Genomic DNA, 20,606 nt, shown 5'->3' with positions numbered 1-20,606 from the left:
AGTTGAAGGAGAAGAGGCATCATGGCGATTTCGCCCAATCAGTTCGACCAGATGGTGCGCGACATGCCCGGCTTCGGCCGCGATCCCGCCTCGGTCCGCCGCCGCGTCGAAGCGATGGAGGCGATGCTGGAAGGGCTGTTCGTCATCCCCGGCACGCAGCGCCGCGTCGGCCTCGACAGCCTGATCGGCCTCGTGCCCGTCGTGGGCGATCTCGCCACGGCGGCGATGGGCGCGTGGATGGTGTGGGAAGCCCGGAACCTCGGCATGTCGAAATGGCAACTCACCCGCATGGCCGCCAATGTCGGCTTCGACACGTTGGTCGGCGCGATCCCTTTCGCCGGCGATCTGTTCGACTTCTTCTACAAATCCAACAGCAAGAATCTGCGTATCATCCGCAGGCATCTGGACCGGCACCATCCCTCGACCGTGACGATCGACGCCTGACCTTGCTCAAGCCGGCAGCTCGATCGTCACCCGCGCGCGATCGCGCACCCCGCCCTGCTGCGGCGGGCAGGCGATATAGCGATAGCGCTTGTCCATGCAGACCCACACTTCGCTCAAGGCCCCTTCCCGCGTCAAGTTGAGCCGCAATCCGTCGGCGACCATCCCCTTGTTCGCCGCCGCGAACGCTTGGCGAAAATCCTGCGCCGAAATCACCTCCCGCCGCGCCAGCGCCGCCATGTCGGGATAGCGCAGCGCATGATAGAGCCTGCGCGACAGCGCAAAGAACTTCGTCGGCGTCGTCGGCATACAGGTGCCGTGCTTCACCCATTCATGCTGGATGAGCTGCACCGAGGGCGTCGCGCACAGATGATCGCGCACGATCCTGCGCGGCAATACGCCGGCCGGCTTGCAATATTGCGGCCACTCCTTGCCATAGCCGTCCGGCCACAGCCCGTGCAGGGTAAAGCCGAACCGGTTGCCCGATCCGCACTGAAACGCATCGCGCGCGCCGCCGCGCGCGGTCTTGCAATATTGCGGCGTCCAGCTGACCGCCAGCGTATAGTAACCGATCGGCAGCACGCGCTTGGGCTCATCGGCGGTCGGCCCCTCGACATGCGGGCGCGGGATGACGGATGGCAGCCGGCACTGGTTGGCCTGCGCCAGCGCGACGCCCGGCGCCATCAGCATGGCGAGGGTCACGAGCGCCTTACGCATAAGCGAAATCCAGCCCGATATCGGCGGCCGGCGCCGACTGGGTCAGCCGCCCGACGCTGATATAGGTGACGCCGGTCTCGGCCTTCGCCCGGATCGTCTCCAGCGTGACCCCGCCGGACGCCTCGGTCGGCACGCGCCCATCGACCTGACCCACCGCCGCGCGCAGCGTCGCTACGTCCATATTGTCGAGCAGCAGATGCGTAGCTCCCGCTTGCAGAGCGGGCTCGATCTGGTCGATCCGGTCCACCTCCACGATGATCCGCGCAACCCCCGCATCGACCGCCCGCCGCACCGCTTCCCCGACCGATCCGGCGACCGCGACATGATTGTCCTTAATCATCGCCGCGTCCCACAGCCCCATGCGATGATTGGTCGCCCCGCCCATCCGCGTCGCATATTTCTCCAGCACCCGCAGTCCCGGTATCGTCTTGCGCGTGTCGAGCAGGGTCGCCCCCGTCCCCGCGATCGCCTCGACATAGGCGCGCGTCATCGTCGCGATCCCGGTCAGATGCTGCACCGTATTGAGCGCCGACCGCTCCGCCGTCAGCATCGCCCGCGCCCGACCCCGGATACGCAGCAGGTCCGTCCCCGCCGCCACCTGTTCGCCATCCTGATGCAGCATCTCGATCTTCACATCGGGATCGAGCGCGCGGAAAAAGGCGACGGCGATCGGCAAACCCGCCAAAGTCACCGCGTCCCGGCTGTCCATCACCCCTTCGAACAGCGCATCGGCGGGAATGACCGCCTCACTGGTCACATCGCGCCCGTCCGGCCCAAGGTCTTCGGCAAGCGTGGCGGCGACAAAGGCGTCGAGGTCGAAATTGGGGAGGGAGAAGGTCATGGGCGGGTCTCTAACCGCCCCCACGACCCGCCCGCAATCCCTTTCCGGCAGAGCAATCACCTCAACCCCGTTCGGCCCTTGGACCAGCTCAGGTGAGCCTGTTGAAGCCCCTGCCTTCCATCACAACGTCACCCCGGACTTGATCCGGGGTCCCGCTTCCTTCGCGACCACATAAGAAAAGCGGGACCCCGGCCCTACGGCCGGGGTGACGATTCACCCCTCCAGCTTCGTGCTCCAAACCCCAACCTAGCTGTCAGCTTCCGCAGCCAGCCAGGCTCAGGCGTCTGCTCTTCCTCTTCCCGAAACCACGTCGCGCCGCCGCCTCGACGCAGAGGCAGGCGTTCGATCCTCGTAATTGCCTCGACCGTCAGCCGCGCCCGATCAGTGTCGTTGCGCGGCGCAGGCTGCGCCAATTTGGCATCGCGCCACACCAGCGCAACCGCCTTATACTCCGCGCGCTTGGCATTGAGCGCCTGCACGAACCGGGTCGTGTAAAGCCCGAACCGCCCGCGCTTCCCGATCGGCGCACCGGAGAAATTATGTCCTCGCAGCATGACGCGGTAATAGGGCATAGCCTCACCGCGCCCCCAGATCCCCCTGCCCCACGGTCCCGCTCGCCATGTCCAGCATCCGGTCGAGGCTCTTCTTCGCCGCCAGCCGCAGCCCTTCGTCCATCTCGATCCGCGGGGTCAGGTCGCGCAGCGCCAGGTACAGCTTCTCCAGCGTATTCAGCGCCATATAGGGACAGATATTGCAGTTGCAGTTGCCGTCCGCGCCCGGCGCGCCGATGAAGTTCTTGGTCGGCTCGGACTTGCGCATCTGGTGGATGATGTGCGGTTCGGTCGCGACGATCAGCGTGTCGCCGGGCATGGTCCGGGCGTAATTCAATATGCCGCTGGTCGACCCGATGTAATCGGCATGGTCGGCGATATAGGGCGGACATTCAGGGTGCGCGGCGACCGGCGCGCCGGGATGCTGCGCCTTGAGCTTCAGCAATTCGGTCTCGCTGAACGCCTCATGCACGATACACACGCCCGGCCACAGCAGCATGTCGCGCCCCAGCTTCCGCTTGAGGTATCCGCCCAGATGCTTGTCCGGCCCGAAGATGATCTTCTGGTCCTTGGGCAGTTGCGCGACGATCTTCTCCGCCGAAGAAGAGGTGACGATGATGTCGGAGAGCGCCTTCACCTCGGTCGAGCAATTGATGTAGCTCAAGGCGATATGGTCGGGATGCGCCTCGCGGAACGCCTTGAACTGGGCGGGCGGGCAGCTATCCTCCAGGCTGCATCCCGCATCCATGTCGGGCAGGATCACGATCTTGTCGGGCGACAAAATCTTGGCCGCCTCCGCCATGAAGCGCACGCCGCAGAAAGCGATCACGTCCGCATCGGTCTCCGCCGCCTTGCGCGACAGTTCCAGGCTGTCGCCGACGAAATCCGACAGATCCTGAATCTCGGGCTTCTGGTAATAATGACCCAGGATCACGGCGTTGCGCTCCTTGCGGAGGCGGTCGATCTCCGCGCGCAGGTCCAGCCCCTGCAATGATCCGCCCATGCCGCCGCGTGCGTCCACCCTGTTCACTCCGTCTCGCTTCTCTGCGGGCGCAGATAGGCCCGAGAGGCGGGGGGATCAAGGATGTTGGGGCCAGTCCGCATAGAGCGGCCGCGCCGCCCCCGGCGTGCCGGCCGTCACCGCGTCGCCGATCGCCCGGCCCATGGGGCTAAAGGCGATCCCCTCCGCAACGATCTGCGTGCCCGCGAGCAGGCCCAGTCCCCAGAAATAGGCGGGGTGCACCCGCCCGATCCGCCGCTTGTCCCTCACCATTCCGGCCAGGATGAAGAGCGCGGGAAACAGCACCGCCGAAAGCGCCCAGGCGAGCGGCATCATCAGCGGCAGCGGCAGCAGCCGCCCGAAGCCCGGCCCGGTCACCGACGCCATGGCGCAGAGCATCAGCCGGCTGTGCCAGTCGGTCCGCCGCCGCAGCCGGATCGCCCAGAACACGATCCCGGCGAAGGTCAGGATGCCGATCGGATTGCCGATCAGGAACTCGTCGCGCGCGAAGAAGAAGGGACCGCCCGTGGAGCGAATGACGGTCAGCGTGATCGCGATGCCCAGCACCACCATCGCCGGCACCCAGACAAGCGCCAGCCACCCCAGCCTCTTGTGCAGCGCCCGCGATCCGGTCGCGACGAGGCCGGTCTGGAGCAGATACAGCACCACCCAGCCGAAGAAGGTCACCGCATGGACATGGTAAAGCGCCGGCACCGCGAAGCTCGACCGCTGAAACAGGATATTGGTCGAAAATCCCGCCACCAGCACCAGCGCCATGATACAGGCGCTGATAAAGAAGAACCGATGCTCGCGATCGAAAACCGCCCCCGCCCCCGATGCCCGCGTCGCCATGCTACCCCCGCCTCTATTCGACCGACAGGAAAATCCTATCATCGGAGGCGACAGACGCCAACATCTTCCTGAAACGACAATGTTTTGAGAGGGGATCAAGCTCCCAGCTTCGATGTCCCGTCATCCCAGCGAAGGCTGGGATCCCACTTTTCTTTCAACCGCAGCGCCAGAAGAAGAGAGATGCCAGCCTTCGCTGACATGACGGAGATTGATGGATTTGCGGACATTCGGACAGTCAAAAATTTCTAGTTGCAAAACGCAACTTTTTTTCGTTTGCACGTTACGATTGCAATCCTAAAAAGCGGTCGTTCTCGCTCGGTTTCACCATTAGGTTCAGCCTGCCGCTGTTTGCTGTATCCTTTTGGTTGCGGCGTCCCATTCGACTCTGCATCGTACGGTAATGCACGAATCTAACGCTCCCGTTTTACAAGCGATTGAACTGTTATTGAGGTCGATGTTTCGCTCAAAACGAGTTGGATCGGTGGATGGCGGCTACCAAGTTTCAAAGCCGCACATCGGAACAGAAATCTATTTTGAGGCGGGCGCACTTTTAGAGGCCGCACTATTTATTCGCCGAGAAGCTTCGCCTCATTTGCGATCGCTGTCCGTTCAAGACTTGCAGCGAATGTTAGTCAATTTCATGCGTGAAGAGATTGAATCCCTCCGCTTTAATTCGTGGGGCTTGCCTGATAATGCTTCCTTTGCCGATCACATAAATGCGAGCGAGAAGATTCAATTGGCTGAAGCGATGAAACGTTCGCCAATTTTCGTAACCGTAAATGATCTGTTTCTCTACCCGATTAAAATCGCGAAGGTGGAAGCATCTTTCCGTAGCCAATCGTTCTTCTTACTGCCGCCTGAAGAGTTGGCTAAAGAATTAATGCAATGGTATGACCCTGATGAGATTAGGCCGAACTGCCATCCACCGACGCCTATGCACGCGGGCATGCCATCCGCAGATATATCTTGTTGGCTAAGAGTAAGGGCGCCGTTGGCGGAAGTAGCTTTACGTAATCGGAATGCGATCCTCGGCGCATGTGCGCTGCTCCCTCACCCACTCCAGCGGTACTGCTTTTCGATAGCTACTATGCCCAAAGGGTACATGAGCTTCAAAAGCCGGGCTACATTTCACAGCGGCGACGCCAGCACGCCCGCTTTGAGCGAGTATCTTGAAATTGCCACGGTTGATCATTTGTGGCTCTCGGCACTGGCAGAAAAGCTGAACTCAGACAGCAAGCGTGATCGCAAATCGGTCTTGGCCCTACAATATTTCTTCAGAGCTTGGGTTAAAGATCCTGCTGCTCGCGTAGCTCCGCTTTGCGGAGCGTTAGATGCGTTATTTGGAGACAAAGAAGCGGCAACGCAGGCGATGGTAGATGCCGTCGGGACGCAGCTCGGTCCCGAGTTTGACGAGGCACGCGCTAGAAAACTGGCGAAATTGCGTGCTGGTGTGATCCACGGCGGCGCTCCAAATATCTATGAGGCCTCCATCTATCACAAATATTATACCGATTACCGCTGCGACCCGATCCGAGACTTGGAGCTTGCTACCGCAAGATGTTTGCAGCACGAAATATTTGGCGGCACCTTGATCGAACGCGGTCATCCATACGCCGATTTCTTGGGGCAGTATGCTGGTGTTGGTGCCATTTTGTAATGGCGGCTATTCATACTGGCTGATCGAAACCAGACTTATCGAAATTGGCCAATTTCGGCCACTGTAAAGCCGCCATTTGAGCGTCTAACCCTGATCGCTTACGCATATGCCCCCTCCCGTAAACGGGAGGGAGAACAGCGCCACGCAGGCAGGCCACCTTATCAGCCCGCCCCCCTACCGCCCCCGCGCCAGCACCTCGTTAATCGGCGTGGTCACGTCCCACCGCTCGCGATTCTCCCCCCGCCGCTCGGGCGGAAAGGTCACGATCACCCGCGCGTCGCCATAGCCCATCGCGCCCAGCGGCGCGGCCATGATCTTCGCGACGGCGGCGCGGCCATATTCGCGCGCCTGCGCCATCCGTTCGGGCGAGCGCGCCGATTTCTCCGCCCGCGCCTGCGCATGGGCCGACACCTTGCGGCTGAGTTCCTCGCCCGCCCGCCGGGTCACGAACACCCCGTTGGTCCGCACCAAAGTCCGCCGGCTCTCGTCCACATTGGGCCGGTCGGGCTTCACGTCGGGCGCGTTGACGATCAGCGTGCGGCTCTGCGCGTTCCACTCCAGATCGCGCGCGCTCAGCCCCGACAGGTCGACGAAGTAATCGACCGAATAGGGCATCTTCACCAGCTGATCGGACTTGAGCAGCCCAAAGCCGCGCACATCCTGCGCCGTGCTCTGGATCGTGCCGGTCAGCCGCGACACCCGCAGCGAAGCGGTGCCGCCGATCTTCTCGGCGATGATCTTCGTCACCGCCGACCCGTCATCCTCCACACTCACCACATAGTCGCGATTATAGCGCTGCCAGCCGACCAGCATCGCCGCCCCGACGATCAGGATCAGCAGCGCGGCGGCGATCGGCCCGGCATAGCGCCTCACGCCATCCGCCATTGCCCGTCCCCGGCGGGCGCGGCGACGCCCCGGCCGGCGAGGTCGATCAGATGCGCCAGCACCGATCGCCCCGCCGCCCCGTACAGGCGCGGGTCCACGCCCTTGTACATCTCGGCCACCATGTCGGGGATCGCGCTCGCGCCGTTGCGCTCCAGGAAGCGCAGTATCTGCCCCTCGCGCTGCTTGCGATGCCCCATCATGCCGCGCACCAGCCGTTGCGGCTGCTCGACCGGATCGCCATGGGCGGGATAATAGATCGCGTCGTCCCGCTCCAGCAGCCGCTGCATTGAGGCCATATAGGCGGTCATGTCGCCATCGGGCGGCGAAATCACGCTGGTGGACCAGCCCATCACATGATCGCCGGTGAACAACGCCCCTTCCTCGGCCAGCGCGAAGCAGAGATGGTTGGAGGTATGCCCCGGCGTCGCCACCGCCTCCAGCGTCCAGCCGGTGCCTGTCACCCGCTCGCCGTCGCTCAGCACCCGGTCGGGGCGATAGGCGGCGTCGAACGCCGCGTCGGCGCGCGGCCCGTCATCCTCCAGCGTCAGCGGCGCGCAGCCCACGATCGGCGCGCCGGTCGCCTCGCTCAGCGGGCGCGCGGCGGGGCTATGGTCGCGATGGGTGTGGGTACACAGGATTGCGACCACCGGGCGGCCGCTGATCGCAGCGGCCAGCGCCGCCAGATGCGCGGGATCGTCCGGCCCCGGATCGATGACCGCCACGTCGCTTGTGCCCACCAGATAAGTCTGCGTGCCGGTGTAGGTGAAAGGCGACGGATTGGGCGCCAGCACCCGGCTCACCAGAAGGGACAGCGGCATCACTATGCCCGTGGGCAGATCGGCCGGATCGAAAGGGGTTGCCATGCGTCCCATGTGCCCATTTCGCCCAGAAATTCAAGGGCGGCTTGCCAATGCCACATCATTACGATATCGAAACGATATGCCATGAAAATGGCGAATCAGCTGTCCCACTCGCTGTTCCACTTGGGGCTTTGCGGCACCCCATCCGCCCTGTAATATCGGGGAGCACTGGACCGGGCCTTGCAGCTTCGTTCCCCGGCGTAGGCCGGGGTCCAGTCCAGAGCGTCGAACTGGACCCCGGCCTACGCCGGGGAACGCGAAACCTCTAGCAGCGTGTATCGGCCTAACCCTCCCCATGCCCCACCCGCTTCTCGACCGCTGGCGCCAGCATCTCGCCCTCGACCGGCGGCGATCGGCCCATACAGTGCGCGCCTATGTCGCCACCGCCGAGCGGCTGGTCGCCTTTCTGGAGCAGCATCGGGGCGGCCCGCTCACCTCCGCCACGCTGGCGTCGCTGGAGCAGGCGGACCTGCGCGCCTTCCTGACCCACCGGCGGATGGACGGCATCGGCAACCTCTCGGCCGCCCGCGAACTCTCGGCCGTGCGCGGCTTCCTGCGCTTCGCCGGTGGCGAAGAGGCGCGGGTGCCGCAACTCAAAGGCCCACGAGTCAAGCGCGGCCTCCCCCGCCCCGTCTCCCCCGACGAAGCCGTCGCGCTGGCGCAGGACATAGCCGAAACCGCCCGCGAAGGCTGGATCGGCGCGCGCGACTGGGCGGTGCTGCTGCTGCTCTACGGCGCGGGCCTCCGCATCGGGGAAGCGATGGCGCTGACCGGCGATATCCTGCCCTTGGGCGACACGCTGCGCGTTACCGGCAAGCGCAACAAGACCCGCATCGTCCCGCTATTGCCGCAGGTCCGCGACGCGATCGACGCCTATCTCGCCGCCTGCCCCTACCCTCCGGCCAAAGGCGAACCGCTGTTCCGGGGAGCCCGCGGCGGCCCCCTCTCACCCGCGCTGATCCGGCGCGCCGTGCAAGGCGCCCGCGGCCGCCTCGGCCTCTCCGAGCGGACCACCCCCCACGCCCTACGCCACAGCTTCGCCACCCATTTGCTCGGCCGGGGCGCGGACCTGCGCTCCCTCCAGGAACTGCTGGGCCACGCCAGCCTCTCCTCGACCCAGGTCTATACGCAGGTGGATGCCGCCCACCTGCTCGACATCTACCGCAACGCCCACCCCCGCGCCTAACCCTTGGGTCGCCACGTCGCCAGCCGCCAGAGGTAGAGCAGCACCGCCCCTACGACGCAGGCGGTCGCCACCGGCCCGACATAGCGATCGATTTGCGTGAAGTTGCGCCCCAGCAGATAGCCTGCATAGGCCAGGATGATGTTCCAGATCAGCGCGCCTCCCGCCGTCCATAGCAGGAACCGCATATGCCCCATACGGAACAGCCCGGCCGGCAGCGATACCATCGTTCTGAACGCCGGCAGGAAGCGGAACACGAACACCACGATCTGCCCATATTTGCCGAACAGCCGATCGAGCGCCTCGACATCGCGCCACTCCAGCGTCGCCCAGCGCCCGTAGCGATCAACCAGCGGCTTGAGCCGGTGGAAGCCCAATATATGCCCCACCAGATACCAGAAATAATTGCCGATGGTGGTGCCGATCGTGCCGGCGAGCAGCAGCCACTCCATCGCCATCCGCCCCTGCCCCACGCGGATGCCGCCGATCCCCATGATGAGTTCGGACGGGATGGGCGGAAACACATTCTCCAGCACCATCAGCAGCCCGATGCCCCAATAGCCGCCCGCATCGATCAGGCGCAGCACCCAGTCGGTCATCGCCTAACCCTCGCGCTCCGTCATCCCGGCGAAGGCCGGGATCTCATTTTTCTCGTCAACGCCTGAAGGAGAAGAGAGATGCCAGCCTCCGCTGGCATGACGGCAATGGCGCATCGATCTAGGCGGCCGCGCGCGCCGCCAGCCGCGCGTCGATCGCGTCCCAGATCAGGCCGCCGGTATCGGTCCCGTCGAACGCCTGGATCGACACGATGCCGGTCGGCGAGGTGACGTTGATCTCGGTCAGCCATTCGCCCCCGATCACGTCGATGCCCACGAACAACAGCCCGCGCGCTTTCAGCTCCGGCCCCAGAGCGGCGCAAATCTCGTGCTCCCTTTCGGTCAGCTGCGTCTTGGCCGCCGACCCGCCGACCGCCAGGTTCGACCGTATCTCGCCCTTGCCCGGTATCCGGTTCACCGCGCCCATGACCTCGCCGTCCACCAGCACGATGCGCTTGTCCCCCTCGGCGACGCCGGGGATGAAGGCCTGCACCATGAAAGGCTCGACCCATTTCTCCTTGAACAGCTCGACCAGCGAGGACAGGTTCGCCCCATTCGCGCCGACATGGAACACCGCGACCCCGCCATTGCCATAGAGCGGCTTCACCACGATCTCGCCATGCTCGGCAAGGAAGGCGCGCACTTCGGCCAGATCGCGGGTAATCATCGTCGGCGGCATGAACCGCGCATAGTCGAGCACGAACAGCTTTTCGGGCGCATTGCGCACACTCGCGGGATCGTTGACCACCAACGTCTCGGCCTGCACACGCTCCAGCAGGTGGGTGGCGGTGATGTAGCTAAGGTCAAAGGGCGGGTCTTGCCGCATCAGCACGACATCCACGTCGCGGCCGAGGTCCAGCACCTCTTCCGGGCCATAGGCGAAATGGTCGCCCTGCACCTTCTGGATGCTCACGGGCCGCGCCTTCGCCAGCACCCGGCCATCGCGATACGTCAGGTCCGGCGCGAGATAATGATAGAGCCTGTGCCCCCGCTTCTGCCCCGCCAGCATGATGTGAAAGGTCGAATCGCCCGCGATCCTGATGCCCTCCATCGGGTCCATCTGCACCGCGACGGTCAGGGGGTTGAGGTTGGTCATGCGTATCGTTCCCATGAACCGTTCGGTTCGAGCAGCTTCGAGCTTGTCGAGAAGCGTCGGTCGAGAACAGATTCTCGACTTCGGTTCTCGGCTGCGCTCGAACCTCCGCTCGAAACGAACGGAATTGATTGCGGGGCTGGGGCGTCACCCCCCATGCCAGACATTCGCCAGATGGCGCGGCGCGTGCCCCGGCGCAAGGAGGATCACGTCGATCCGCATATCGTCCCCCGGCTGCGCCAACGCGTGCCAGAGGATATCCGCCGCCGCCGCGACCCGCGCCAGCCGCCGCTCGTCGATGGCGAGGTCCAGCTCCGCCGCGCTCCCGCGCGCCTTCACCTCGACGAAGGCCAGCATCGCATCCTTGCGCGCCACCAGGTCAACCTCGCCTGCCGGGGTGCGGAGCCGGCGGCCGACAATCTCCCACCCTTTGAGGCGCAGCCACCATCCCGCGATCCGCTCCGCCTGCCGCCCCCGCTGCTCGGCGCGCTGCTTCTTCACCCCTTCAGCTCCATCGCCCGGTCGTAAAGCGCCCGCCGGTCCAGCCCCAGCTTCTTCGCCACCTCGCCCGCCGCCTTCGATACCGGGAGGCGGGTCAGCGCCTCGCGCAGCGCGGCGTCGGCATCCTCGGCGCTCGCCGGCGGCGCGTCACCGGGCGGCCCGACGATGACGACGATCTCCCCCTTGGGCGGCGCATCGGCATAGCGGGCGGACAGCGCGGAAAGTGGGCCGCAAGCCGTCTCCTCAAACGCCTTGCTGATCTCCCGGCTAACCGCCGCCTCCCGGTCGCCCAGATGCGCGGCCATGGCGGACAGGCTCTCCGACAGGCGCGGCCCGCTCTCATAAAAGACCAACGTCGCCCGCAACCCCGCCACCTCGTCCAGCGCATCACCCCGCGCCTTGGCCTTGGCGGGCAGGAAGCCCATGAACAGGAAGCGGTCGGTCGGCAGCCCCGCCAGCGTCAGCGCCGCGATCGCCGCGCTCGGCCCCGGCAGCGTCGTCACCCTGCGCCCCGCCGCCCGCGCATCGCGCACCAGCTTGTAGCCGGGATCGGAGATCAGCGGCGTGCCCGCATCGGACAGCAGCGCGACCGATTCGTGGCCCATCCGCTCAACCAGCCGCTGCCGCACATGGTCGGCGCTATGGTCATGATAGGGCAGCATCGGCCGGTCGGAGCCTGCATGGCGCAGCAGCCGCGCACTGACCCGCGTATCCTCCACCGCCACCACGTCCGCCCGGCGCAATATGTCGGCCGCGCGGGGCGTCAGGTCTCCAAGGTTGCCGATCGGCCCCGCGACGATGTAAAGCCCCGGCTCGAGAGGTTCGATTTCCATAAGGACGCCAGATGACAGAGACGGATGCCCCCCGGCAAGCAGATGTGTTCGCCGTCCTGAAGCGCGGCGCGCGCATCGCCTTCGCCGCCAGCGCGCTGGCGCTCGCCGCCTGTCAGTCGATCGTGCCCAAAAGCGAGGTGCCCACCACCCCCACCGGCCCGGCCCAGCCGACCACGCCCGAAGTGGTGCAAGGCCTGCCCACCGACGCGACTCGCCACCGCGTCGCTCTGCTGGTACCGATGAGCGGCAGCAATGCCGGCGTCGGCCAGTCGATCGCCAACGCGACGACATTGGCGCTGCTGGATACGAAGACCGACAAGGTCCGCATTACCACCTATGATACGGCGCTGGGCGCTGCGGCGGCGGTGAACCGGGCGCTGGCCGACGGCAATCGCCTGATCCTGGGGCCGCTGCTGGCGGAGGATGCCCGCGTGATCGGCCCGATCGCCGCGCGCGCCAACGTGCCTGTCATCAGTTTCTCCAACGACACCAGCGTCGCGGGCGCGGGCGTTTATGTGATGGGCTACAACCCCGGCCAGTCGATCGAGCGGGTGGTGGAATATGCCCGGTCGAAGGGATTGTCCCGCTTCGGCGCGCTGGTGCCGCGCGGCACCTATGGCGAACGGGCGGGCAATGCGCTGTTGCGCGCGGTCGAGCAGGCCGGCGGCACGGTCGTGTCGATGCAGAATTTCGACCGTTCCCCCGCCTCCATCACGGCAGCGGTCAAGAAATTGCAGGCATCGTCCAGCTATGACGCGCTGCTGATCGCCGACAGCGGCCGCGTCGCGCTTCAGGTCGCTCCGGTCGTGCGCAAGAATGGCGGCGCAACCGCGCGGCTGCTCGGCACCGAACTCTGGAACGCCGACACGTCGCTCGCCGCCAGCCCGGTGCTGCGCGGCGCCTGGTTCGCCAGCGTGTCGGACACGCTCTACCGCCAGCTCGCCAGCAAATATCGCGCCCGCTACGGCAGCGCGCCGTTCCGCCTCTCCTCGCTCGGCTATGACGCGGTGCTGCTGACCGTGCGGATTGCGCAGGACTGGCGGCCTGGCACCCCCTTCCCGGCGGCGCGGCTGCGCGACGGCGGCGGCTTTTCGGGCATCGACGGCGCGTTCCGCTTCGGCCGCACTGGCGTGGCCGAGCGCGCGCTGGAGGTGAACGAGGTCGGCACGGGCGCGTACAGCGTCGTCGATCCCGCCCCGCGCGGCTTCGGCGACTAAACCCGGCCGGTCGGCAGTACCAGCGGCTCCTCGCCCGGTTCGATCCGCGCCGTAACGCCATAGACCCGCGCCAGATTGGCGTGGGTCAGCACGTCGAGCGGCGCGCCGTCGGCGACCAGAGCGCCGCCGTCCATCAGCAGCAGCCGGTCGCACCAGCGCGCGGCCATGCTGAGGTCGTGCAACACCGTCACGACCAGCGCCCCGCTTCGCGACTGGCCGCGCAGCAGGGCCATGACATCGATCTGATGGCCGGGGTCGAGCGCCGCCAGCGGTTCGTCGGCGATCAGCGCCAGCCCGCCCACCGCCAGCGCGCGGGCGAGCAGGACTCGGGCACGCTCGCCCCCCGACAGCTCGGTAGCGATCCGGCCCTTCAGATGCAGCGCATCGGTCTGGGCCATGGCAGCCTCGATCGCCGCCGCGTCCGCACCCGAAAGTCGCGACAGCGGCCCGAGGTGCGGCAGCCGCCCCAATGCCACCAGCCGTTCGGCGCTGAGCGGCCAGTGCAGCGTCTGCCCCTGCGGCAGATAGGCGATGGTGCGGGCGATCGCGCGGCGATCCAGCCCAGCAATGTCCGCCCCGTCGATCGTCACCCGCCCCGCCGCCGGCCGCACCAGCCCCAGCAGCCCCCGGATCAGCGTCGATTTGCCCGCGCCATTGGGACCGATCACGCCCACCAGCTGCCCCGACGTTAGCTTTAGATCGATACCCGTCACCGCCGGATGCCGCCCCAGCCGCACCGACAGCCCTTCCGCCGCGATCGTCACCATAGCCGCCGCGCCCGCATCAGGTGGAACAGGAAGAAGGGCACGCCGAGCAAGGCCGTCACGACGCCTAGCTTCAATTCGCTGGTCGTGGGGATCAGCCGAACGCCAATGTCCGCCAGCGTCAGCAGGATCGCCCCGCCCAGCAGCGACGGCAGCAGCACGGCCGACGGCGACCGGTCGGTCAGCGGGCGGAGGAGGTGCGGCACGATCAGCCCGACGAAGCCGATCGCCCCCGACACCGCCACCGCGCCGCCGACGCCGATCGCGATGCCCAGCATCAGCCGCCACCGCGCTCGGCCGAGGTCCACGCCGAGCGCCTGCGCGCCCTCCTCCCCCAGAGTGAGCGCATCGAGCGTGCGGCCATCGCTCAGCAGCAGCGCGGCACCAATCGCGACGCACGGAATGGCGACCCACAGATGCGCGCTGCTCCGATTCTCAAGGCTCCCCATCAGCCAGCTCATAATCTCCATCGCCGCGAACGGATTGGGCGACAGGTTGAGCGCGAGGCTGATCCCCGCCCCCGCCAGCGTCGCGACGGCGATCCCCGCCAGGATCAGCGTCAACGGACTTTCCGCCGTGCCCGACAGCAGGAACAGCGCGCCGACCGCGGCCAGTGCGGCCAGGATCGCGAGCAGCGGCAGCATGATGGGATGAAGCTGGGACAGCCCGAAATAGAGCGCGCAAACCGCCCCCAGAGCGGCGGCATTGGAGAGACCCAGGACCGATGGCTCCGCCAGCGGATTTCGGAGATAGCCCTGGAGCGTCGCCCCGGACAGGCCCAGCATCGCCCCCACGACCAGGCTGAGGATCGTGCGCGGCAGGCGCAGGTCGAGGATGATGGTGCGCGCGACCGCATCGCCGCCCCCCGACAGCACGGCAAGGATGCGCTGCGGCGCGATGGCTACCGTCCCCAGCATCAGCGACGCAATCGCGGCGGCAAGCAGGATCAGCACCAGCGCAGGAACCAGCAGCGGGTGGCGGGGTCGCCTCATGGCTTGACCCGCTGCCCCAGTTTGGCGAAGCAGCAATCGTGATCCGCCCTTTGCTCCTCGCTGCGCTCGCGCTGCCCCTTATGACCGGAGCGGCCGCGCCGTCCGCGCCCCGGCGGATCGTGTCGCTCAATGTCTGCGCCGACCAATATCTGCTGGCGCTCGCCGATCCGTCGCAGATCGCCGCGCTCAGCATCAACGCGCGCGATCCCGAACTGTCGGCGGCGGCGGACAAGGCGCGCGCCTTCCGCAGCCTGCGGCGCGGGCCGGAGGAGGTGCTGGCGATCCAGCCCGATCTGCTCATCGGCTATCCCCTCGGCGGCGGCGCGCTCGCCGCTGCGCCGCCGGGCCGCTGGCGCACTGTGGGCGTGGCGGACGCGACCAGCTATGCCGCGATCCTCGACCAGATACGCGAAGTCGCCCGCGCCGTCGGCCATTCCGATCGGGGCGAGGCGCTGATCGCCGACATGAACCGCGCCCTCGCGGCCCTGCCTCACCCTCGCGGGAGCGGTGTAGCCGCCTATTATCAAAGGCGCGGCTATCTGACCGGCACGGGCACTCTGGTGGATGACCTTATGCGCCGGGTGGGCCTCACCAACCTTGCCGGGAAGCTCGGCAAGCCGGCGCTGGCGCAGCTTTCGCTGGAGGAGATGGTCGCCGCCCGCCCCGACTGGCTGATCGTCGAGCAGGCGACCGATCGGGTGCAGGATCAGGGCACTGAAATGCTTCATCACCCGGCCCTGCGCTCCATCCCCCGCATCAGCCTGCCCCAGGCGTGGACCGTGTGCGGCGGCCCCGCCTATGTTCTGGCCGCACGCGCCATGACCGCGCGCCTCAACGCGCGGTAGCGGGGCGGGCACAGCGCCCGCCCCTTTACACCCGCCGTCAGAACCGGACACGCACGCCGCCATAGGCGGAACGGCCGTAGCTGTTGTAGCCATAGGCCGTGGCGTAGGCTTCGTCGGTCAGATTGTCGATGCGGCCATAGACCTCCAGATGCTCGCCGATCGGCAGCGACGCCCGCACGGCCAGCAGCGCATAGCCGTCGAGCCGGCGCGTATTGGCCGCATTGTCGAAACTGTCGTCCACCATCGTCACCGTCGCGCCGGTCCACAGGCCGAAGGACCAGTCATAATCAGCCGACACGCTCACCTGATTGGCGGCGCGGCGCGCGAGCCGGTTGCCGAAGAAGGCCGAACCGGGCGAGCGATCCCGCGCATCGACATAGCTATAGCTGCCCGTCACCGTCAGCGCGTCCACCGGCTTCAGCGCCACCGATGCTTCCACCCCCTTGGCGCGGGTGCGATCGATATTGCCATAGGTGAAGGTCGCGCCGTCATAGTTGATCTGGTTGCGGGTATCCCGGCGGAAGGCCGTGACCGAGAAGATCGCGCGCCCGCCATCCAGCCGCTGGTCGAAGCCGATGTCATAGCTTTTCGATCGCTCCGGCCGCAGCGTCGCATTGCCGCTGAAGCTGTCGTAAAGCTGGTAGAGCGACGGCGCCTTGAACCCCTCGCCATAGCTCAGCCGCACATTGGTCGCGCCGCCATTGGGCGAGTAGTTGGCGTTCGCGCCGAAGGTCGTCGCGCCGCCGAACTGGCTGTGATCGTCATGCCGCACGCCCCCGGTTACGGCCAGGCCGTCGAACGGCTTCACGATGGCAAGGCCATAGACGCTGTCGATGTTGATCCGGGCGCTGCTGGTCGATCCAAAGCCGAAGAAGTCATAGTCCGGCCGCTCATGCTCATAGCCCAGGATGAACTTGGCCGCATCGACCGGCGTATAGACGCCCTCATATTCGAAGCGCAGGTTCGTGCCCTTGTAGCCATAATCCGGGTCGGTGCCGCGCACGAAATAATAGTCGCGGTCGTTTCGGAGGTAGGTCACCGCCGCCCGGTTGGTGAGCTTTCCGTCGAGCAACGCCAGGTTGATCCCGGCATAGCCGACATATTGGTCCATCTTCGACACGTCGCTGCTGTCGGCGGGCGCGCCGAAGAAGCTGTCATAGTCAAGATCAGCGTGGATATAATAGCCGCGCAGGTCGAGGCTCAATGCATCGGTGAAGTTGAGCGTCAATCGAGCGTTGGTGGCGATATTCTCGGTGCCATCCCGCTCCGTGCCGCCCGCCGCCGAGGAGATGCCGTCGGTGCGGAAATAGGCCGCGCCGATGCCGCCCGCCGCGATGCCGCTGCTGCCCGACACGTCCGCCTTGGCGCTCCACGTATCGCTGTAGCCATGTTCGGCCGAGGCGTTGGCGGCGAAGCCGTCGACCGGCACGGCAGTCATCAGGTTGACGACGCCGCCGATCGCCTGGCTGCCATAGACGACCGAGTTCGACCCGCGCAGGATTTCGATCCGGCGGATATTGCCGGTCAGCAACGGGCCGAAATCATAAGCGTCGCCAATGCCGCTCGGGTCATTGACCTTGACCCCGTCGATCAGCACCAAAGTCTGCGTCGTCTCCGCCCCCCGCAGCGACACGCCGGTCGCGCTGCCGATCGTGCCGGTGCGGCTGAAGCGCACGCCCGGCGTCGTCGCCAACAGATCGACAACGTCGATCGGCTGCCGCCGCTGGATCGTCTCTGCGTCAATGACAGTGACCGCCTGGCCGACTTCGTCGCGCGGCTGGGCGATGCCGGCGGCGGTGACGATGATCTGCTGATCGTCCTCTTGTGCCAGCGCGGGATGCGCGGCCAGTAGCGCCGCGAAAGAAAGTCCGTACTTCAACATGATGAACCCCAAGGCGTCGGGTGCGACTTCGGGCCTGGGGCTTCCGCCTTGTCGACGGTCGGATATGCACGGGGACGACGCCAAATCCCGCCTGCAACCCGATGCGGCCCCGGCCGCATGGCGTCGCTCGACGGAAAACCACCGTGCCCCGGCCATCCCCTGAACCAAAGCAAGAGCGACCAAGCGCCGGCAGGTCTCCTGGCTCGCGGGTCGCAGCATCGATGCACGAGCCTTCCCAGGGCAAGCCCCAGTGGCCGGTCTTTCGACCTCAAGTGCATCGCGCTACCCGCTTACAGTTGCAGGGACAGCCGCGGATTTGGGCGACGAACGCCCGCACCGCATTCCCGATTAAGCCCGTTTCCGGGCACCGGCGCGATCATTACGGATGGGGTATGGCCCCGTCCGCGTCGCCGCCTCTAGGGGAAAGACAGGCGCTTGCCAAGCACGGCGCGCGTCATGCGCCGGCGATGTGGCCTTGCAGCAACAGCGCGTCGCGGCGCGCCAGAACGACCAGCGGCAGGCCGGCGGCGGCGGCGCGATCGGCGGCGAGCCGGGTCGGCGCGGACACGGTGACGAGCAAGGGACAACCGCTCAGCACCGCCTTCTCCACCAGCTCGAACGAGCAGCGGGAACTGAGCAGCGCAAAGCCGCCGCCCCAATCTTCCTTGGCGCGCGCCATCGCGCCGATCAGCTTGTCGAACGCATTATGCCGGCCGACATCCTCCCGCACCAGGCGGATCGCGCCGTCCGGCCCGGCCCAGGCGGCGGCATGGGCCGCGCCGGTAGCGGCATTGAGCGGCTGATGCGCCGAAAGATCGCCAAGAGCACGGAAGATGGCGGCCGGCGTGGCGTCAGACCGGGCCGTCACGGGCGGGAGGGGCCGGAGCGCCTGTTCCAGATTCTCGATTCCGCACAGGCCGCAGCTCGAATCGGACACGCGGTGCCGCACCCGGTCGAGCAGCGCGTCGGTCCGCGCCGGCGGCAGGGTGGCGCGCGCGACCAGCCCCTGCTCGGCGCGATGCACATCGACATCGAGCGGCAGGTCTTGGCGCTCCGCCAGCCGCTCGGCCAACGCAAAGCCGGTGACGAGATCGCCGATATGGGCGGGCGTCGCCATCAGCACCGCATAGCCGACCCCGTTAAACTCGATCGCGACTGGCGCCTCGTCGGCGATCGGCCGGTCGATGGGCGTCGCCATGCCGTCCGGCGTCAGGCGGTCGAAGCGAAGGGCGGCGAGCGGGTCGGGCTTGTGCATCGCCCCGCTATAGGCAATGCCGGGCTGTCCCGACAGAGGGGCAGACAAGGACGATGCGATGCAGCCTTCACCGATATTGGGGGCGATACTGGCCGGCGGGCGCTCGCGCCGCTTCGGCAGCGACAAGGCGCTTGCTCTGCTGCCCGACGGGCGGACCTTGCTCGATCATGCGGTGGCAGGGCTTGCGCCGCATGTGGCGGAGGTCGTGATATGCGGCCGCGCCGCTGGACTTGCCGACCGACCGGGACCGGACCTGGGGCCGCTCGGCGGGCTCAACGCAGCGCTCCATCATGCGCGCGCCCGTGGCTTTGCGGGCGTGCTGAGCAGCGGGTGCGACATGCCGGTCTATCCCGCCGCTTTGCCGGTGCTGCTGATCGGGAGCGACCCCTCTTTTGTCGTCGGGCAGCCGCTGCTCGGCTGGTGGCCGTCTTCGCTGGCGGATGAGCTGGACGCGCATCTCTCGGAGCCCAACAGCCGCTCGATCCGGGGCTGGACGGAGCGGACCGGGGCGCGGGCGATCGTGGCGGATGGCCTCGACCTGCCCAACATCAACCGGCCCGATGACCTCACACTATGGGGGTTGGGTAGCCCTTAATGGGCGGCCGACGTGTCCACATTGGCGCGCGGCTTGGGTGCGATCCATACGATGACGGCGGCGGTGAACAGGATGATCGCCGATATGAAAAAGACATGATCGACGGCGATGACGATCGCCTCCTGCTCGACGATGTTGGAAATGGTCTGGCGCGCCTGCTCAGTCGAAAAGCCGATCCCGGTCAGAGCTGACTGGGTCTGGTCGGGCTGCAACACGCCCGCCATCTCGTTGCGCGCCACCCGCTGCGAATCGCCCCATGTCGTGAGCACGAGCGAGGTGGCGATCGCGGTCGCCATCGTGCGCACGAAATTCTGGAGCCCGGCGGCAGACGCCGTCTCGCGCGGCAGAACCGATCCAAGCGTCAGCGTCGTCAGCGGAATGAAGAAGAAGGGCAGCGCAAAGCCCTGAATGAACTGGGGCAGCACCATGGAACCGAAATCGATGCCGCTGGTCCAGTGCGCGCGCCACAGCGACATGATGCCGATCCATGCGACAGCGCAGGAAATGAGCAGTCGCGGATCGACCTTGTTCATGAGGCGCGCGGCGATCGGCGCGGTGAACAGCGCCGCCGTCGCGGTCATCGCCGTGACGATCCCCGCCCAGGTCGCCGTATAGCCCATCGACATCTGCAACCATTGCGGGATGACCACGATGCTGGCGAAATAGGAGCCGAAGCAGAGCGACAATGTGAAGACGCCCGAGCTGAAGCCGACATGGCGGAACACCCGCAGATCGACGACCGGATGCTCCTCCGTCAGTTCCCAGATGATGAAGACGAGGAAACCGATGAAAGCCAGGATTGCGAGCGCGACGATCATCGGGTCGGCGAACCAGTCATGGTCACGGCCGATGTCCAGCATGATCTGAAGGCAACCGATCCAGAACACCAGCAGAGCGAGGCCCACCTTGTCGATCGGCACACGCGCCGTGTCGGTTTCAACCGGGCGCAGCAGCGCCTGGGCCGCGAACACGCAGAGGACCGCGATCGGCAGGTTGATGAAGAAGATCCAGTGCCAGCTCCAATTGTCGCTGATATAGCCGCCGAC

At 66.3% G+C, this 20,606-nt stretch carries 21 protein-coding genes and 1 riboswitch; of the genes, 6 read left to right on the top strand and 15 right to left on the bottom strand.

Going from position 1 to position 20,606, the window contains the following annotated elements; translation table 11 throughout:
- The first annotated feature begins 21 nt into the window (after positions 1-21).
- The gene (locus tag V2B31_RS19090; protein WP_328281646.1) at positions 22-444 is read left to right on the top strand and encodes a DUF4112 domain-containing protein; all 423 of its coding nucleotides are present in this window, start codon (positions 22-24) and stop codon (positions 442-444) included.
- A 6-nt stretch (positions 445-450) separates the two neighbouring features.
- Here the strand turns inward: V2B31_RS19090 and V2B31_RS19085 are convergent, their stop codons facing one another.
- From V2B31_RS19085 to V2B31_RS19070, 4 genes are all read right to left on the bottom strand, one after another.
- On the bottom strand, positions 451-1,158 hold the full coding sequence (locus tag V2B31_RS19085; RefSeq protein ID WP_328281645.1) for a ribonuclease T2: 708 nt from the start codon (positions 1,156-1,158) through the stop codon (positions 451-453).
- Positions 1,151-1,999 (bottom strand): carboxylating nicotinate-nucleotide diphosphorylase, encoded by an 849-nt coding sequence (gene nadC, locus V2B31_RS19080; RefSeq protein ID WP_328281644.1) that lies wholly within the window; start codon positions 1,997-1,999, stop codon positions 1,151-1,153. Before nadC ends, V2B31_RS19085 begins: the two co-directional genes overlap by 8 nt.
- Before the next feature lie 576 nt (positions 2,000-2,575).
- The gene (gene nadA / locus V2B31_RS19075) at positions 2,576-3,553 is read right to left on the bottom strand and encodes a quinolinate synthase NadA (RefSeq protein ID WP_328281690.1); all 978 of its coding nucleotides are present in this window, start codon (positions 3,551-3,553) and stop codon (positions 2,576-2,578) included.
- A gap of 75 nt (positions 3,554-3,628) precedes the next feature.
- A complete protein-coding gene (locus V2B31_RS19070) occupies positions 3,629-4,402 on the bottom strand; it encodes a hypothetical protein (RefSeq protein WP_328281642.1) in 774 nt (257 codons plus the stop codon).
- A gap of 400 nt (positions 4,403-4,802) precedes the next feature.
- Here V2B31_RS19070 and V2B31_RS19065 point away from each other — a divergent pair, with 400 nt between their 5' ends.
- Positions 4,803-6,059: a hypothetical protein gene (locus V2B31_RS19065; RefSeq protein WP_328281638.1), complete on the top strand. Its 1,257-nt coding sequence runs from the start codon at positions 4,803-4,805 to the stop codon at positions 6,057-6,059.
- 174 nt (positions 6,060-6,233) lie between these two features.
- Here V2B31_RS19065 and V2B31_RS19060 read toward each other — a convergent pair whose 3' ends face one another.
- Together V2B31_RS19060 and V2B31_RS19055 are read right to left on the bottom strand one after the other, a co-directional pair.
- Positions 6,234-6,944, bottom strand: coding sequence for a DUF4230 domain-containing protein (locus tag V2B31_RS19060; protein ID WP_328281635.1), 711 nt, complete (start codon positions 6,942-6,944; stop codon positions 6,234-6,236).
- The gene (locus V2B31_RS19055) at positions 6,929-7,807 is read right to left on the bottom strand and encodes an MBL fold metallo-hydrolase (RefSeq protein WP_328281633.1); all 879 of its coding nucleotides are present in this window, start codon (positions 7,805-7,807) and stop codon (positions 6,929-6,931) included. Before V2B31_RS19055 ends, V2B31_RS19060 begins: the two co-directional genes overlap by 16 nt.
- Before the next feature lie 292 nt (positions 7,808-8,099).
- Here V2B31_RS19055 and V2B31_RS19050 point away from each other — a divergent pair, with 292 nt between their 5' ends.
- Positions 8,100-8,990 (top strand): tyrosine recombinase XerC, encoded by an 891-nt coding sequence (locus V2B31_RS19050; RefSeq protein WP_328281631.1) that lies wholly within the window; start codon positions 8,100-8,102, stop codon positions 8,988-8,990.
- On the opposite strand, the gene V2B31_RS19045 is transcribed toward V2B31_RS19050, so the two are convergent.
- The 4 genes from V2B31_RS19045 to rsmI form a co-directional block, all read right to left on the bottom strand.
- A complete protein-coding gene (locus V2B31_RS19045) occupies positions 8,987-9,586 on the bottom strand; it encodes a DedA family protein (RefSeq protein WP_328281628.1) in 600 nt (199 codons plus the stop codon). The genes V2B31_RS19050 and V2B31_RS19045 overlap by 4 nt on opposite strands.
- Positions 9,587-9,704: 118 nt before the next feature.
- Positions 9,705-10,679, bottom strand: a complete 975-nt coding sequence (gshB, locus tag V2B31_RS19040; RefSeq protein ID WP_328281626.1) for a glutathione synthase — start codon at positions 10,677-10,679, stop codon at positions 9,705-9,707.
- Between the two features lie 144 nt (positions 10,680-10,823).
- Positions 10,824-11,177 carry a YraN family protein gene (locus V2B31_RS19035; protein ID WP_328281624.1) on the bottom strand — a complete coding sequence of 118 codons (354 nt, stop codon included), beginning with the start codon at positions 11,175-11,177 and terminating at the stop codon, positions 10,824-10,826.
- On the bottom strand, positions 11,174-12,010 hold the full coding sequence (rsmI, locus tag V2B31_RS19030; protein WP_328281622.1) for a 16S rRNA (cytidine(1402)-2'-O)-methyltransferase: 837 nt from the start codon (positions 12,008-12,010) through the stop codon (positions 11,174-11,176). The genes V2B31_RS19035 and rsmI overlap by 4 nt, the downstream gene beginning before the upstream one ends.
- An 11-nt stretch (positions 12,011-12,021) precedes the next feature.
- On the opposite strand from rsmI, the gene V2B31_RS19025 reads away from it, so the two are divergent.
- The gene (locus tag V2B31_RS19025; protein ID WP_328281621.1) at positions 12,022-13,227 is read left to right on the top strand and encodes a penicillin-binding protein activator; all 1,206 of its coding nucleotides are present in this window, start codon (positions 12,022-12,024) and stop codon (positions 13,225-13,227) included.
- Here the strand turns inward: V2B31_RS19025 and V2B31_RS19020 are convergent.
- Both V2B31_RS19020 and V2B31_RS19015 read right to left on the bottom strand, forming a co-directional pair.
- On the bottom strand, positions 13,224-13,994 hold the full coding sequence (locus V2B31_RS19020) for an ABC transporter ATP-binding protein (RefSeq protein ID WP_328281619.1): 771 nt from the start codon (positions 13,992-13,994) through the stop codon (positions 13,224-13,226). The two genes, V2B31_RS19025 and V2B31_RS19020, sit on opposite strands and share 4 nt — an antisense overlap.
- Positions 13,988-14,983 (bottom strand): FecCD family ABC transporter permease, encoded by a 996-nt coding sequence (locus V2B31_RS19015; protein ID WP_328281616.1) that lies wholly within the window; start codon positions 14,981-14,983, stop codon positions 13,988-13,990. The genes V2B31_RS19020 and V2B31_RS19015 overlap by 7 nt, the downstream gene beginning before the upstream one ends.
- Before the next feature lie 80 nt (positions 14,984-15,063).
- Between V2B31_RS19015 and V2B31_RS19010 the strand changes: the two genes are divergently transcribed.
- Positions 15,064-15,828, top strand: a complete 765-nt coding sequence (locus tag V2B31_RS19010; protein ID WP_328281688.1) for an ABC transporter substrate-binding protein — start codon at positions 15,064-15,066, stop codon at positions 15,826-15,828.
- Between the two features lie 37 nt (positions 15,829-15,865).
- Here the strand turns inward: V2B31_RS19010 and V2B31_RS19005 are convergent, their stop codons facing one another.
- Both V2B31_RS19005 and V2B31_RS19000 read right to left on the bottom strand, forming a co-directional pair.
- Positions 15,866-17,710 (bottom strand): TonB-dependent receptor plug domain-containing protein, encoded by a 1,845-nt coding sequence (locus V2B31_RS19005; protein WP_328281614.1) that lies wholly within the window; start codon positions 17,708-17,710, stop codon positions 15,866-15,868.
- Positions 17,711-17,881: 171 nt separating this feature from the next.
- Positions 17,882-18,097, bottom strand: a riboswitch (cobalamin riboswitch).
- A gap of 67 nt (positions 18,098-18,164) precedes the next feature.
- Complete coding sequence (locus V2B31_RS19000) at positions 18,165-18,965, bottom strand: formate dehydrogenase accessory sulfurtransferase FdhD (RefSeq protein ID WP_422248086.1); 801 nt, start codon at positions 18,963-18,965, stop codon at positions 18,165-18,167.
- A 58-nt stretch (positions 18,966-19,023) separates the two neighbouring features.
- Between V2B31_RS19000 and mobA the strand changes: the two genes are divergently transcribed.
- Entirely contained in the window at positions 19,024-19,560 is a 537-nt protein-coding gene (mobA, locus tag V2B31_RS18995) for a molybdenum cofactor guanylyltransferase (RefSeq protein ID WP_328281613.1), read from the top strand.
- On the opposite strand, the gene V2B31_RS18990 is transcribed toward mobA, so the two are convergent.
- Positions 19,557-20,606 (bottom strand): DHA2 family efflux MFS transporter permease subunit (locus tag V2B31_RS18990; protein WP_328281611.1); only part of this gene is annotated, 1,050 nt, incomplete at its 5' end. The two genes, mobA and V2B31_RS18990, sit on opposite strands and share 4 nt — an antisense overlap.

This window comes from Sphingobium sp. (genome assembly GCF_036170395.1).
Taxonomy (GTDB): Bacteria; Pseudomonadota; Alphaproteobacteria; order Sphingomonadales; family Sphingomonadaceae; genus Sphingobium.
The sequence above is the reverse complement of the archived record's forward strand: the minus strand, read 5'-3'. Positions and strand labels throughout refer to the sequence as shown.

Excerpts from the sequence above, each read along its gene's own strand:
- V2B31_RS19015 (WP_328281616.1), bottom strand. The coding sequence starts at position 14,983 with ATGAGGCGACCCCGCCACCCGCTGCTGGTTCCTGCGCTGGTGCTGATC.
- V2B31_RS19000 (WP_422248086.1), bottom strand. The coding sequence starts at position 18,965 with ATGCACAAGCCCGACCCGCTCGCCGCCCTTCGCTTCGACCGCCTGACG.
- nadA (WP_328281690.1), bottom strand. The coding sequence starts at position 3,553 with ATGGGCGGATCATTGCAGGGGCTGGACCTGCGCGCGGAGATCGACCGC.
- V2B31_RS19085 (WP_328281645.1), bottom strand. The coding sequence starts at position 1,158 with ATGCGTAAGGCGCTCGTGACCCTCGCCATGCTGATGGCGCCGGGCGTC.
- V2B31_RS19065 (WP_328281638.1), top strand. The coding sequence starts at position 4,803 with ATGCACGAATCTAACGCTCCCGTTTTACAAGCGATTGAACTGTTATTG.
- V2B31_RS19010 (WP_328281688.1), top strand. The coding sequence starts at position 15,064 with ATGACCGGAGCGGCCGCGCCGTCCGCGCCCCGGCGGATCGTGTCGCTC.
- rsmI (WP_328281622.1), bottom strand. The coding sequence starts at position 12,010 with ATGGAAATCGAACCTCTCGAGCCGGGGCTTTACATCGTCGCGGGGCCG.
- V2B31_RS19025 (WP_328281621.1), top strand. The coding sequence starts at position 12,022 with ATGACAGAGACGGATGCCCCCCGGCAAGCAGATGTGTTCGCCGTCCTG.
- V2B31_RS19045 (WP_328281628.1), bottom strand. The coding sequence starts at position 9,586 with ATGACCGACTGGGTGCTGCGCCTGATCGATGCGGGCGGCTATTGGGGC.
- nadC (WP_328281644.1), bottom strand. The coding sequence starts at position 1,999 with ATGACCTTCTCCCTCCCCAATTTCGACCTCGACGCCTTTGTCGCCGCC.
- mobA (WP_328281613.1), top strand. The coding sequence starts at position 19,024 with ATGCAGCCTTCACCGATATTGGGGGCGATACTGGCCGGCGGGCGCTCG.
- V2B31_RS19050 (WP_328281631.1), top strand. The coding sequence starts at position 8,100 with ATGCCCCACCCGCTTCTCGACCGCTGGCGCCAGCATCTCGCCCTCGAC.
- V2B31_RS19090 (WP_328281646.1), top strand. The coding sequence starts at position 22 with ATGGCGATTTCGCCCAATCAGTTCGACCAGATGGTGCGCGACATGCCC.
- gshB (WP_328281626.1), bottom strand. The coding sequence starts at position 10,679 with ATGACCAACCTCAACCCCCTGACCGTCGCGGTGCAGATGGACCCGATG.
- V2B31_RS19070 (WP_328281642.1), bottom strand. The coding sequence starts at position 4,402 with ATGGCGACGCGGGCATCGGGGGCGGGGGCGGTTTTCGATCGCGAGCAT.
- V2B31_RS19005 (WP_328281614.1), bottom strand. The coding sequence starts at position 17,710 with ATGTTGAAGTACGGACTTTCTTTCGCGGCGCTACTGGCCGCGCATCCC.
- V2B31_RS19055 (WP_328281633.1), bottom strand. The coding sequence starts at position 7,807 with ATGGCAACCCCTTTCGATCCGGCCGATCTGCCCACGGGCATAGTGATG.
- V2B31_RS19060 (WP_328281635.1), bottom strand. The coding sequence starts at position 6,944 with ATGGCGGATGGCGTGAGGCGCTATGCCGGGCCGATCGCCGCCGCGCTG.
- V2B31_RS19020 (WP_328281619.1), bottom strand. The coding sequence starts at position 13,994 with ATGGTGACGATCGCGGCGGAAGGGCTGTCGGTGCGGCTGGGGCGGCAT.